The 13,623-nt window shown below is 54.9% G+C and carries 11 protein-coding genes and 1 pseudogene; 7 read left to right on the top strand and 5 right to left on the bottom strand.

Annotated features, from left to right (window positions below; translation table 11 throughout):
* Positions 1 to 39: 39 nt before the first annotated feature.
* The 4 genes from QR290_RS13890 to QR290_RS13875 form a co-directional block, all read right to left on the bottom strand.
* Positions 40 to 1,545, bottom strand: coding sequence for an efflux transporter outer membrane subunit (locus QR290_RS13890; protein WP_289205221.1), 1,506 nt, complete (start codon positions 1,543 to 1,545; stop codon positions 40 to 42).
* Positions 1,546 to 1,562: 17 nt separating this feature from the next.
* Positions 1,563 to 4,775, bottom strand: a complete 3,213-nt coding sequence (locus tag QR290_RS13885; RefSeq protein WP_289205220.1) for an efflux RND transporter permease subunit — start codon at positions 4,773 to 4,775, stop codon at positions 1,563 to 1,565.
* Between the two features lie 15 nt (positions 4,776 to 4,790).
* A complete protein-coding gene (locus QR290_RS13880; protein WP_435875097.1) occupies positions 4,791 to 5,975 on the bottom strand; it encodes an efflux RND transporter periplasmic adaptor subunit in 1,185 nt (394 codons plus the stop codon).
* Between the two features lie 188 nt (positions 5,976 to 6,163).
* Positions 6,164 to 7,051: a LysR family transcriptional regulator gene (locus tag QR290_RS13875; protein ID WP_289205218.1), complete on the bottom strand. Its 888-nt coding sequence runs from the start codon at positions 7,049 to 7,051 to the stop codon at positions 6,164 to 6,166.
* A gap of 87 nt (positions 7,052 to 7,138) precedes the next feature.
* On the opposite strand from QR290_RS13875, the gene QR290_RS13870 reads away from it, so the two are divergent.
* Complete coding sequence (locus QR290_RS13870) at positions 7,139 to 8,110, top strand: LLM class oxidoreductase (RefSeq protein WP_115077605.1); 972 nt, start codon at positions 7,139 to 7,141, stop codon at positions 8,108 to 8,110.
* Between the two features lie 13 nt (positions 8,111 to 8,123).
* On the opposite strand, the gene QR290_RS13865 is transcribed toward QR290_RS13870, so the two are convergent.
* A complete protein-coding gene (locus tag QR290_RS13865; protein ID WP_115077604.1) occupies positions 8,124 to 8,405 on the bottom strand; it encodes a LysR family transcriptional regulator in 282 nt (93 codons plus the stop codon).
* 185 nt (positions 8,406 to 8,590) lie between these two features.
* Between QR290_RS13865 and QR290_RS13860 the strand changes: the two genes are divergently transcribed.
* From QR290_RS13860 to QR290_RS13835, 6 genes and pseudogenes are all read left to right on the top strand, one after another.
* Complete coding sequence (locus QR290_RS13860; protein ID WP_115077603.1) at positions 8,591 to 9,502, top strand: LysR family transcriptional regulator; 912 nt, start codon at positions 8,591 to 8,593, stop codon at positions 9,500 to 9,502.
* 778 nt (positions 9,503 to 10,280) lie between these two features.
* Positions 10,281 to 11,021 carry an SDR family NAD(P)-dependent oxidoreductase gene (locus tag QR290_RS13855; protein ID WP_115077602.1) on the top strand — a complete coding sequence of 247 codons (741 nt, stop codon included), beginning with the start codon at positions 10,281 to 10,283 and terminating at the stop codon, positions 11,019 to 11,021.
* Positions 11,022 to 11,070: 49 nt separating this feature from the next.
* A pseudogene (locus QR290_RS13850) lies at positions 11,071 to 11,583 on the top strand (hypothetical protein).
* 222 nt (positions 11,584 to 11,805) lie between these two features.
* Complete coding sequence (locus QR290_RS13845; protein WP_115077601.1) at positions 11,806 to 12,273, top strand: metallophosphoesterase family protein; 468 nt, start codon at positions 11,806 to 11,808, stop codon at positions 12,271 to 12,273.
* Positions 12,274 to 12,316: 43 nt separating this feature from the next.
* The gene (locus QR290_RS13840) at positions 12,317 to 12,937 is read left to right on the top strand and encodes a LysE family translocator (protein ID WP_289205217.1); all 621 of its coding nucleotides are present in this window, start codon (positions 12,317 to 12,319) and stop codon (positions 12,935 to 12,937) included.
* A 25-nt stretch (positions 12,938 to 12,962) separates the two neighbouring features.
* Complete coding sequence (locus QR290_RS13835; RefSeq protein ID WP_289205216.1) at positions 12,963 to 13,610, top strand: hypothetical protein; 648 nt, start codon at positions 12,963 to 12,965, stop codon at positions 13,608 to 13,610.
* Positions 13,611 to 13,623 lie beyond the last annotated feature (13 nt).

Raw genomic sequence — 13,623 nt, 5'->3', positions numbered from 1 at the left:
GGAAGTGTTTTCGGTTTACGATCTGTTGCCCCAATCTGCTTATTCCGGCCGGGAATTGCTTTGCGCGTACGTGGGGTGCTCTTCCCAACCGCCACCCAGCGCACGAATGAGATTTACGGTGGCAATGGCTTGCACTCCTCTCAATTGCACTGCTCCCTGGCGCGATTGAAGTGCCGTGCGCTCGGCATCGATCACCGCGAGATAAATGACGTTGCCTTCCATGTATTGGCTGCGGGCAATTGCTGACGCTCGTTCTGAAGCCGCGACCGCGCGATCCTGTTCTGCGGTTTGAACCCGTAGGATCCTCAGGTCGGACAGACCGTCTTCCACTTCCTGAAAGGCGATCAGCACCTGCTCGCGATAAAGTGCCACATCCTGTTCATAAAGCGCCCTGGCGTTTGCCAGGTTGCCCTTGCGTAGACCACCATCGAAAATCGGCACATTCAGCGCCGTGCCCACGAGCGGACCGAGCAGGAAGGTGCGGCTACTCCACTGGAATAGGTTACCCAGCGAGCCGGACTCAAAGCCGGCAGCCCCGGTCAGGTGCAACGCAGGGAAAAATGCTGATTTGGCCATGCCGATCCGGGCATTGGCTGCCGCCATTGAGCGTTCGGCGGCGGCGATATCCGGTCGACGTTCCAACAGGGATGACGGCAAGCCCGCTGGAATACGGATGTCTACGGTTTGCTGAGAACTCGGTTTCAGCGAAAACTGCGCCGGCGTTTTACCCAGTAGCACCGCCAAGCTGTGCTCGGCTCCAGCACGCATGCGCTGCACCGACAACGCATCAGAGCGCGCGATGGCCAACTCCGATTCAGCACGGGCGACATCCAGCTCACTGATGTCGCCCAGTTCAAATCGTTGCCTTACCAATGCGAGTGCTTGCGCACGTAACCTCACGGCATCTACAAACGCATCGATTTGCGCATCCATTTGCCGCAGCACGAAATAATTCTCTGCAACGTCCGCCTGCACGCTTAACTGCACCGAACGCATCAACGCTTCGCTGCGCTCAGTTTCAGCATCGGCCGCATCCACCATAGAAGCAACGCGACCGAACAGGTCAACCTCGTATGACACACCGGCCTGTGCACGCCACAGGGTTTGCTGCGCCCCATCGCCCCGATCCGACTGCGACGGAGATTGTGACGCTGGCGACAGACGTTGACGTGTTGGACTGAATCCGGCTTCTAGAGTCGGAAACAGGCCGGCCTGCGCTGTTTGGTTTAGCGCTCGGGCTTGCTTGAGTCTCGCCGCTGCGACGTGCAGGTTCTGGTTTTCCTGCATGGCTTGATGCTCAAGGTCGTTGAGCACAGCGTCGTTGAACACGGTCCACCACAGCCCACGTTCCAGCGCTTCAGAGGGCTCAGCAGTTTTCCAGCTCCCGCCCTCCTCGTTTGATAACTGTGCCTCATCCTTGAAAGCCGAGGGTGGCACCAGAGCGTCTTTGTCATAGCCCGGTTGCAAGGAACAACCCGCCACGGTCAACACTGAAAAAACTCCTGCACAGCGCCCCAGAAATGAACCTAAGGAAAATACTTTCATAATTCTGATACTCACTGTTAGTGCGCAACGCCGGGGCCGCTGTGAACATGGCCGGCTGCAACACTCTGAAGACTTGGGTGCATTCCGTGCTTATCAACCAGATGTTCGACACCCGACAATTTGCGCAGCAGCACATAAAACACCGGCGTCAACATCAGGCCGAACAGCGTCACGCCGAGCATGCCGAAGAAGACCGCGATGCCCATGGCCTCGCGCATTTCCGCACCAGCTCCGGAAGAAAACACCAGCGGCACCACTCCCATGATGAACGCGATGGATGTCATCAGGATCGGCCGCAAGCGCAAGCGGCTAGCTTCGACTGCCGCCTCGATGATGGTGCGGCCCTGCATCTCCAACTCCCTGGCAAACTCAACAATCAGGATCGCGTTCTTCACCGACAGCCCAACCAACACCATCAACCCGATCTGGGTAAAGATGTTGTTGTCGCCGTCGGTCAGCCAAACACCGATTAACGCCGAAAGGATGCTCATTGGAACAATGAGGATAATTGCCAGCGGCAAGGTCAGGCTTTCATAGAGAGCTGCCAGCACCAGGAACACCAGCAACACACTGATCGGGAAAATCCATAACGAAGCATTTCCCACCAATACCTGCTGATAGGTCAGATCCGTCCATTCGAATTTCACGCCACGGGGCAATACTTCGACAGCAATTCGTTCGACAGCTGATTGCGCCTGGTCGGACGAATAACCTGGTGCCGGGCCACCATTGATATCTGCTGCCGGGTAACCGTTGTATCGCACCACCGACTCTGGACCATAAGTGGTAGTGACCTTTACCACTGACGAAAGAGGCACCATCTCTCCAGCGGCGTTACGGGTCTTGAGCAATCCGATGTCCGCCGCCGTGGCACGGAACGGCGCGTCGGCCTGGGCACGAACCTGATAGACCCGTCCAAATTTGTTGAAGTCGTTGATGTAGGTCGACCCCAGATAGATTTGCAGCGTGGCGAACACGTCGGTGACCGAAACCCCCAATTGCTTGGCTTTTACTCGGTCCAATTCGACGTTGAGTTGCGGCACGTTGATCTGGAAGGTAGTGAACGACGGGCCTAACTCGGGCGCCTGCGCCGCCTTCGCCAGGAATGCCTGGGTCGCGTCATTCAACGCTTCATATCCTAGCGAGCCACGATCCTCGATCTGCAACTTGAAGCCACCCAGCGTGCCGAGTCCCAACACAGGTGGCGGAGGAAACGCCGCCACACTCGCCTCTTTGATCTGCGAATATTCGCCGTTCAATTGAGCGACGATGTCCTCTGTCGATTCGCCTTCGCCGCGCTGGATCGAAGGCTTGAGGATCATGAAAATAACCCCCGCGCTTGATGAGTGGGTGAAGCCATTGATCGACATCCCCGGATACTGAACGGCACGCTCGACACCCGGTATCCGGTGAGCGATTTCGGCCATGCGCCGCACCACCTGCTCAGTACGTTCCATGGAGGCGCCATTGGGCAATTGCGCCACGGCCAGCACGTAGTCCTTGTCCTGTTGCGGAACGAATCCGCCTGGTACGACTTTGCCCATGAAAACCGCCGCACCGAGAAGCAGACCGTAGATGACCAGCATCACCATTTTGCGGTTGACGAGACGATTAACCCCATGGCCGTAAGACTTTGAGCCGCGGTTGAAGATGTTGTTGAACCCATCGAAGAAGCGCCCGAAGAGGCGATCCATCACTCGGGTCAACCAGTCTTTCGGAGCGTCGTGACCTTTGAGCAGCACCGCCGCCAGCGCCGGTGACAGGGTCAGCGAGTTGAACGCAGAGATCACTGTAGAAATGGCAATCGTCATCGCAAACTGTTGGTAGAACTGCCCAGTCAATCCTGACATGAACGCCAGCGGCACGAACACCGCGACCAGTGTCAGGGCAATCGCAATGATCGGCCCGCTGACTTCCTGCATGGCTTTGTAGGTCGCATCGCGGGGTGACAGCCCAGCCTCGATATTGCGCTCTACGTTCTCGACGACAACAATCGCATCGTCGACCACGATACCGATGGCAAGCACCATGCCGAACAGCGAGAGCGCGTTGATCGTGTAACCGAACGCCAGTAACAGCGCGAACGTGCCGATGATCGACACCGGTACGGCCAACAGCGGAATCAGCGACGCGCGCCAGGTTTGCAGGAAGACAATCACCACCAGCACTACCAGGGCGATCGCTTCGAACAGCGTCATGATCACTGCATTGATGCTTTCCTGAACGAACTGACTGGGGTCATAGGCAATTCGGTATTCCAGATCCTCAGGCATGTCGGCCTGCAACTCGTCCATAGCGGCGCGAACATCCCGGGAAATCTGCAAAGAGTTCGCGCCGGGTTGCTCAAAGATCACCACCTGTGCCGACTGCTCGTTATCCAACAGCGAGCGCAACCCGTATTCGGCCGCACCGACCTCAACCCGTGCGACATCGGAGAGATGAGTCACGGCGCCGTCGACCGAAGACTTGAGGATGATGTCCAGGAATTCCTGCTCTGTTTTCAGTCGACCCTGAGCGTTGATACTTAGCTGCAAAGGGACGTTCGTCATCATCGGTGCGCCGCCGACCATCCCCGCTGCGACTTGTACGTTCTGCTCGCGAATTGCATTGACCACGTCGGTCGCCGTCATGTTGAGGCGCGCGATTTTCTGCGGGTCCAGCCAGATGCGCATGGAGTAATCGCCACCGCCCCACAACCTCGCCTCGCCGACGCCGGGAATGCGCGCAAGCCGATCTCGCACGTTGATCAGGAGATAGTTACGTAGGTAGGGCATGTCGTAGCGACGGTTCGGTGAGACCAAGTTCACCGCGATGGTCAGCGTCGGCGATGACTTGATTGAGGTCACCCCCAGGCGCTGGACTTCTTCGGGCAGGCGCGGAAGCGCTTGGGCTACTCGCGTCTGGATAAGCTGCTGGGCAAGGTTGGGATCGGTGCCCAGTTTGAACGTCACCGTGGTGGTCATGTTGCCATCGCTGGTCGCCTGCGACTGCATGTACAGCATGTCCTCGACGCCATTGATTTGCTCCTCGATAGGCGAAGCAACCGTGTCGGCAATCACCTTGGGATTTGCCCCAGGGTACTGGGCATGCACAATCACAGAAGGCGGTACGACTTCCGGATATTCCGAGGAAGGCAATTTCATCAGGGCGATGAGCCCGGCAAGTACGACCAGCACTGACAAAACACCGGCGAAAATTGGCCGATCGATAAAGAATCTTGAGATATTCATGGGACTTGCTACGCCTTAGGCCGCGGGCTTGATTGAAGGAGCCAGGCTCGCCATATCGACGCTTTGAGCATTTACAGAGTCTTGTGGCCGCACGCGTTGCATACCATTGACGATCACCCTGTCTCCGGCTTTCAGGCCGCTCAATACCACACGCAGTCCGTCATGCAAGTTACCCAGTACCACCTCGCGGTACTGGGCGCGATTCTGCTCATCCACCGTCAGCACGAACTTGCGCGTCTGGTCGGTTCCGACCGCCGCATCGTTGATCATCACTGCCGTGTGCGGCTGACCGCCGCTGACCTTGATGCGGGCGTACAAGCCCGGTAGAAGTGCGCCGTTGGCATTGTCGAAACGAGCGCGTACACGGATGGTGCCCGAGCGGCTGTCCAGTTGATTGTCGACCGAATCGATCCTGCCTTGACGGGAATAGCCAGATTCATTGGCCAGCCCCAGCGATACCGGTACCGCCAAACGAGAAGCACCACTGAGGTAGCTCAGATATGTCTGCTCATCGACGTCGAACGAGGCATAAATCGGAGACACCGACACCAGCGTAGTCAGACGCGGCGCAGCGGCACCACTCGCAACGACATTGCCCAGCGTCAACTCCGCGCGGGAAACTCGACCGGCCACAGGCGCAACTATCTGGGTGTAGCCAAGATTGATCCGTGCGGAATCCAACGCGGCCTGCGCTGTTTTTACCTGCGCTTGGGCTTCGCGCAATGCATTGTGTTTTTCGTCCAGATCACGCTTGGAGATCGCGTTGGCATCGATGAGCCGGTCAGCACGCGCGGCGTCCGCCGTGGCGAAAACTGCGCGCGATTGTGCCGCGGCCAACACACCCGCGGCACGGTCCAATTCAGCCTGGTAGGGTTTGGGGTCGATGCTGAACAACAGCTCGCCTCGCTTCACCAGACTTCCGTCCCTGAAGTGAACGCCAACAATCGTGCCGCCTACCAACGGCCGAATGGCAACCTCATCAATCGCCTCCAGTCGACCGGAGTAGGATTGCCACTCTGTAATGGGTTGCGACACTACAACCGCAACACTGACGTCAACGACCGGCGCCGGAGCGCTGGCTGCTTCGGCAGAGCTGATAAACGCACCTTTGTGACGCTGCGCAAAAGGTACGCCCGCAGCACAAACAACTATAAAGAGCGCACCTAGCGCCACGGACACACTTTTACGACTAGCTAACATCATGATGATTCCTGGTAATCGGATCAGATAACGCTAGGACTTGCGACCTATCGCCGGGGCCGGACCAGTTCATCGGATGGATCACACAGGACCGGAGGCGTCCATTGTGGAAGCCTCTTACGGATTGATAAACGATGCGCAGGGACACCCATTGTGGCGTTTATCGACACAATGAAAATCGAGGAAAATCAGCCAGCCAACATGTTGATGATCCAATTGATCAGCGGGCTGGATGCCGAATGCGGGTGCCAGGCCACAATCAACTCATATCCAGGGGGACTGACATTTTCTTCCAGTTGCACGATTTTCAAGCCGGGGTATGGCAGAAGGCGGGAAGGAATGAACGCCACAGCGCCAGTGGCTTTGACCATTTGCCCAACCAGTAGAAAATGTGGCACCGAGAGAATGATGTTGCGTTGCAAGCCGTGTTGCTCGAACCAACCATCCGCTGAGCCCCGCAAATTGGCCCTGGCGGGCGAAACCACCACATGAGGCTGTCGAGCCAAGGCGTCCAGACTGACCACACCATGGCATAGCTCAGACGCTTCTTGCGCGACGCACACATAGTGTTCATGAAACAGAGTCCGCCGTGGAAAGTTCGCCGGAACGTATTCAGGAAGGGAAATCGCAATGTCGATCTCACCGCTGGCCATTTTTCCAGCCAGAGCATCGATTTGCAGCTCGCTCAGGATCAACTTTAGATGGGGGGCCTGCTCACGAATGTCACTCAGGCGAGGAGCGAGGGCGGCATAGTGCGCGTAGTCCGCCCCACAAATATTCACCTGAGCAAACGCCTGTGCTGGATCGAAAGGTGCTCGATCTATTAGCCGATCAAGTGCGCAAAGAATTTCATTCACTTCACCCGCCAGTTCTTGTGCTAGCGACGTAGACGTAACTCCACGACCCGTGCGCACGAATAACGGATCGCCAAAAACCTCCCTCAACGTCGCCACATTAGCGCTAACGGCTTGCTGAGTTAGCCCCATCTGGTCAGCGACCACACTGAGGTTTTTTTCCTTGAGCAATGCGGAAAAAATCCGCAGATGCTTGATACCTAGTCTCGCTACTCTGTTCATATTTGTATCTTATACAAAAAATGATTGTTTGTTGTTGTATCAGGTGCCCCATAGGCTGCGATGCATAGCCTCCATCACGGTCCTTCCATGCTAAGCCTTTCCACGCTGCCGTATTACGCTCAGCCGGCATTTCGGCGCACCTTTGAAGAAGGTCAATTGACACTGGGCGCGGTCTTTCCTATCGAAGCCTACTCAGGCGCATTCCCAACCATGCAGAACCAGGCAGAACGAGCACGGCAAGCAGAAGCCGCCGGATTTGCCGCGTTATGGGTTCGTGATGTGCCTTTACTGGATCCTGACTTCGGTGATGTCGGTCAGGTGTTTGACCCATTTGTTTACCTTGGTTATATCGCTGCACAAACCGAAAGTATCGCGCTCGGAACAGCATCTAGCGTGGTGCCCCTTCGCAACCCCTTGCACTTGGCCAAAGCGGCCACAAGCGTCGACCAACTGAGTGGCGGTAGACTGCTACTCGGGGTTGCCACGGGCGACCGTCCGGTGGAGTTTCCGGCATTCGGCGTTAATCCCGAACACCGTGGTGAACTGTTCCGCGAATACATCGAAGTACTGAGAAAATCGCAAACCACCCGTTTTGAGGCCCTGCGATGGAGTAATGGCCTACTGTCTGGCGGCGATATGGTCCCCAAGCCCTTCGCCAATGAAATACCTTTATTGATTACAGGAAACAGTCGCCAATCCATTGAATGGATTGCTGCCAATGGCCATGGCTGGATCAATTACCCGCGACCGCCAGAGCATCAGCAAGCCATCATCCGCCACTGGCGGGCGGTAGTGCAGAAACAATGTGGCGAGGTCTTCAAGCCTTTCTGCTGCTCGCTCTACGTCGAACTGACCGAGAATCCCTACTTCCCTCCACAAGCCATTCATTTGGGTTATCGGCTAGGCCGCAACCACTTGAAAGCGCTCCTGGAATTGCTGCGCGATATTGGCGTTAATCACGTCATGTTGAATTTCAGATTCGGCCAGCGACCGGCCCAAGAAATGATCGAGGAATTGGAGCAGTTTGTGGTGCCACATTTCAACGCTAGAGCGAACTGAAACAACCCGTGAATCACCGATTGGCAACCAACAATGACTCGATCCGATTCATAACGGGGATGAGCGCGGTGGCAATTTTGATGGCTTTGGCGGTAGGACGCACACCGTGCTCGGCCCGAAGAAATAAACGATCGCGGAAGTGCAATCGCAATTGAGCTAGCGAGTTACTCACCGCAGGTTGCTTGACGCCAAGACAAAGAGCCGCACGGGACACGCTGCACTCACGATAGACCACTATGAAAGTAGTCATCAGATTGAGATTGAAATCTATGAAACACTTTTCATTAATGGCCATCAGTCACTCGCATCTGCACGCGGATGAGACTGAGGCAACTTGGGAAAAACATATTTGCAACGTATTGCCCGCCCATCTGAACCTATCCGAATTCCGAAAAAGAATGTTGTTACGTTGAGATTAAACAGCAACCTCCTGTTGATAAACGATGCCGAAGAAGACGCTTTGTGGCGCTAGGAGAGACAATGATCAGACGGTCTGATATTTCGATGCCCGATATAGTGACATTCACCGCCGTTGCTCAAACCGGGAGCTTCACTCGTGCCGCTGAGCGCCTGGGCACAGACAAATCCAACGTCGGAAAAGCGGTGCAACGTCTGGAAAAACGCCTTGGCACCCAATTGTTCCAGCGGACCACGCGCGTAATTCGTCTCACCGAAGATGGAGAGATCTATTTAGTGGGTGCTTTGACCGCTCTGGATTATCTCAAAGAGGTGGAGCACTCCCTTAAAGTTCGGCGCAGCGAGCCAATTGGACGCGTGCGACTCAATCTCCCCGCGAGTTTTGGCCGTCTGCTTTTGCCCACGTTCGCATCCCTCGCTGGGCGCTATCCGAAACTCACTCTGGAACTAGCCATCACCGATCAGGTGTCAGACCCTGTAGCAGAAGGTTGGGATATCGTCGTGCGCATCGGCGAATTGCTGACCGACAGTGAAATGACCGTACGAAAGTTGTGTGACACGACCTTTGGACTTTATGCATCTCCGGACTACATCGCTCGCAGGGGCGACCTTAAATCGGTGAGTGATATCGCCAACCACTCAGCGTTGATCTTCCGTGGTCGTAACGGTCGTTTGCGTCCATGGACGCTACTTGATCAAGGCCATATCAGGGAAATCTCCCCTGAGCCACAAATCATCACATCAGATACACAGGTCATCATTGACGCTATGGTTAAAGGCCTCGGCATCGGCCAAATACTCGATCGCATGGCCCAACCGTATATCTGCGAGGGCGCACTCGTCCATTTGCTGCCTCAGTCAAGTACAGCCGGATTACCTGTGCATGCTTTGATCCCCTCAGGACAAAAAATGTCGGCAAAAACTCGGGTAGTTTTGAACCATTTGTCAGAGAGCTTGAGATTACCCGCCACTTAACACAATCCTAAGTTCACTTACCGGTAATAGCTGGAAAACTACAACGGCGACTGATATCAGAAATAATGATGCACTGTACAACTAGTAAACGTCCACCCATGCAAATCACCACTATCACATCTACTGGAATTAATAAACACTAAACCCTTGCCCCGAGGCGAATGGTTTTTAATTATCACTATTGGCGAAGTCGATTATACCGAAGCCAGAAAGCCGATAAGCTATTTCCAAGCGAAGCATAAAGTCGTACGAATCAACATCGTAGTTTTGTTCCGCTTACCTTTGGTTTTACTTTTGACCCGCCCGCAAGCGGGTCTTTTTTTGACTGAAAAAAACAGATCGTTATTGTGGTAAAAAACGCCACAAAGTGTTTCAGCAAGCATCGTTTATCAACTCATTAACAAAGATCATAATCTCGAAACTCATTCTGATATCAGACCCAAAGCACGCAAGAACCATCTATTTTCAGAATGCTTTGCACTTAAGTAGGTCAACAGACTTAGCCCGGAGGTCAAATGCCATTGTTAGAGGCTCAAGCGTTTTATCTTCTAAACACTAAGAGCATAGGCTTTAGCCAGCCCATTGGTATATTCGGTTGCGATACTTGGATGGAAAACCATCTGAGCGGAGCAATCCGCGTTCGCAGCAGGCCTGCGGACTATTCAATTCCTCACTCCAAAAGATTCAGCAACCCAAACTTTGTAGCAACACTCGACTAAAAAACATATTGAGTTGCTGACTGAGTGTTTACTTCTATCTACCAAAGGAAATGAGAGTCATGAGTAGTCTTAACGGGAAACGCGCAATGGTGACAGGCGCAAGTCGTGGTATTGGTAAAGCAATCGCTCTAGCATTAGCAGCCAAGGGGGCGGACGTTGCGATTACTTATGAACGATCTCATGAAAAAGCAGAGGCGCTGGTAAAACAAATCAAGGAGAGCGGACGCAACGCTGTGTCTTTCCAAGCCGATAGTTCAGACCCCGAAGCGGTCAAAAACTCCGTTAATCAAGCCGCTCAGGCACTGGGCGGTCTGGACATACTGGTAAACAATGCGGGAATTTTCCAGTACGGCCCGCTCGATGAATTAGAACTTGACACTCTAAATTCAGTGTTAAACATCAATGTTAAGTCTGTAGTCCTGGCAAGTCAGGCTGCTCTGGTTCATTTACCCGATGGTGGCCGCATTATCAATTTGGGTAGCTGCTTGGCTGAACGCGTACCGATGACCAATCTAAGCATTTATTCAATGAGCAAAGCGGCACTCATTGCACTGACCAAAGGTCTGGCGAGAGACGTGGGTGCCCGTGGCATTACTGTCAACATCGTACACCCCGGCCCTACAGACACAGACATGAACCCTGCCGACGGCGCCGGTGCCCAAGCGATGCAAGATGGCATGGCGCTGGGTCATTACGGCAAAGTCGAAGACGTCGCCAACATGGTGGCTTTCCTTTGCGGACCGGATGCCCGGCATATAACCGGAGCAGGGTTTACCGTTGACGGTGGTTTCAGCGCGTAGAGCATCGTCACCGATCTATAAATCACGTTCGATTCAAGGAGCCGGAATAATGACTATCGGCTATACCGGGGGATGGGTTGCAAAGTCAGGCCTACTGATTAATAACATGACGAACGGCAACTCTGTATCTAATAGTGTCAAAATCAGACAAATGTTGGCGCTGGTAGGAAATAATCCTAATGCTCTTAACACGGCCAAAATGGATGAACAGAAAGTCTATAAAAACGTTAAAGGCTTTGACCCTGAAAACGTATCGTCAAAGCAGCTAGGAAATCTTAGTTCTTTCTTAAGGGGTAAGGGACTGATTTCCGATATAACCTCCACGACATTAATGAAAGCCGGAGATAGATTCGATAGATTTGGCCTACAGAATGATCCAGACGCCAAATTCAATGCAATAGAATATTTCGCCATGTAATTAGATAGCATTCAAGCCAACAGCATCAAGGGCGACAAGTACCCTGCTAGCCTTGTACCAGAATACACGACGGCTATCCATGTCCTGAGAAACTTACAATCTTATGGAAAAGGTAATGGCATGACAGTAAATACCAAAACATAAGAAAACAAGCCGCCCCTAAATTCAAGCCACGCTATTAAACTTTAGCGCAAATTCTTTCAATGTCTCGACCATCAAGTGCTCCGGGGCACGGCCCCGTTGTAGAAGACTCGCTTGGAATTTTTGAGAGCAATTCGGTGAACGCATCTCGCCGATGGCTTTTCTTCTCCAACGTCCGCTTTTGGCCGAAACCAGTCACTCCCACCCACCAACGGAGAGCCCCCCATGAAAACCGCCCTAATCTCCGACACCCACAACCTCCTCCGCCCCGAAGCCCTCGCCGCGCTCCAGAGCTGTGACCAGATCATCCACGCCGGCGACATCGGCAACCCCGACATCCTCGCCCAACTCGCCAAAATTGCCCCCCTCCACGCCGTGCGCGGCAACAACGACCTCAAAAGCCCATGGGCCGAAAACCTCCCCGACCTCCTGACCTTCACCCTCAACGGCTGGCCAACCCTTCTCGTCCACGACATCGCCGACGTCCCCGTCGATCTCGATTCGGGCATCAAGCTCATCATCACCGGCCACTCCCACAAACCCCGCATCGAATGGCGCGGTGATCGTCTCTACGTGAACCCCGGCAGCGCCGGCCCTCGGCGTTTCAAGTTGCCGGTGACGCTGGCGATCCTCGAGATACAACCCGACCGTATCGAACCGCGCCTGATCTCCCTGCTGGATCCCCCCGCCTGAAACCGCTACCGTTCCCGCATCCAGAACAGGGAACCCACGCGCCATGTCCATCGCCGACAACCTTCTCGCCTTCACCCTCGCCGCCACGTTGTTGACCCTGACGCCCGGTCTCGACACCGCGCTGGTGCTGCGCACCGCCACCGTCGAAGGCAAGCAGCAGGCCTTGCGTGCGGCGCTGGGGATCAACGCCGGTTGTCTGTTGTGGGGCGCGGCGGTGGCGTTTGGGCTGGGGGCGTTGATTGCGGTGTCGGAGTTCGCCTACAACCTGTTGAAGTATTGCGGCGCGGCGTATCTGGCGTGGCTGGGGTTGAACATGCTGCTGCGCCCTCGCCGTTCGCTGACACCGGCCGAGGCCGACGGCAAGCCGGGGGCGAACTGGTTTTTCAAGGGCATGCTGGGGAATGTGCTGAATCCGAAGATCGGGATTTTCTACGTGTCGTTTCTGCCGCAGTTCATTCCGCAGGGGCAGCCGCTGGTGCCGTGGACATTCGGGCTGGTGAGCATTCATGTGGTGCTCGGGCTGATCTGGTCGCTGGTGTTGATTGGCGCGACGCGGCCGCTGTCCGGGTTCCTTAGGCGCGAGAAGGTGATTCGCTGGATGGATCGCACCACCGGGATGATTTTCGTGCTGTTTGCCGCGCGGCTGGCGTTCAGCAAGCGCTAAAGGCCTGAAGGATCACTATCAATCCATGAAGATCTGTTTCCCGACGTTCTGGTCAAAAGACTCCGGCATCGATTACAGCGCCCCGATTCTTGACCTGAACGACCTCGTGCCAAGTGTCGGTCAGCGCGCACTGGCCCGGTTTGATTACCACGAGCCAATCACCGTTGGTGAAACCCTCCAGGTCATTTGGTGCCCGCCCATTTCCGATCTGAATGGCTGGGATGAGCAGCCATCTGAGGTTACGCAGAGCTATCTCCTGACTGCCAGAGTCGTCGGCATTGCTCCCTCAGATCGTGATCGATACGAACTCGAAATCCTGAACAGCGAGCAGTTTGTGAGTGTATTGCGAGCGCTTGCAGAGGATTTGCAGGGGCAGCAAAGCTTCGTACACCTGGATCGTCTGGCCTGGGATGAAATTCATTGGGCTGGCAGCGCTACCGTTGAGGAGTTCACCTATCTGACCGCCCTCACACCGCATGAAACGTTCATGGAGTTGATCGTCAAAGTCATCGGGAACGAGATCATCGGCCTGTTCTCGCTGCACATCGATCCGGGCGGTGCTTTCTGCAAACTGGGCGGCACGCGTCTGGCAGGTTCGGAACTGGCAGCAGTCAAACGAACGCTCGCCACTGCCCGCCCACTGCATGACACGCGGGCCCATTACCTTGCTTGATCCTCTCTGACAC

Source organism: Pseudomonas fluorescens (assembly GCF_030344995.1).
Lineage (GTDB): Bacteria > Pseudomonadota > Gammaproteobacteria > Pseudomonadales > Pseudomonadaceae > Aquipseudomonas > Aquipseudomonas fluorescens_BF.
Note: the sequence above shows the minus strand (reverse complement) of the source record. Positions and strands in the feature narration are given on the sequence as shown.